The 233-nt window shown below is 61.4% G+C and carries 1 protein-coding gene; it reads right to left on the reverse strand.

The window, feature by feature from the left end; translation table 11 throughout:
- Positions 1–233 (reverse strand): cbb3-type cytochrome c oxidase subunit I (locus IH09_RS36365; RefSeq protein WP_190233548.1); only part of this gene is annotated, 233 nt, incomplete at both ends.

The raw sequence follows: 233 nt of genomic DNA on the forward strand, positions 1-233 counted from the left end.
GCGGCGACGCCAGGATCACACCGGTCAGACCACCGAACGTGAAGGTGATCAGGAAGCCGACCGCCCACAGCATCGGCGTCTCGAAGGACAGTGAGCCCTTCCACATCGTGCCGATCCAGTTGAAGAACTTCACACCCGTCGGCACCGCGATCAGGAACGTCATGAAGGAGAAGAACGGCAACAGCACGCCGCCCGTCACATACATGTGGTGCGCCCAGACCGTGACGGAAAGG

Origin of the sequence: Streptomyces celluloflavus (genome assembly GCA_000720995.1) — a bacterium.
Lineage (GTDB): Bacteria > Actinomycetota > Actinomycetes > Streptomycetales > Streptomycetaceae > Streptomyces > Streptomyces celluloflavus.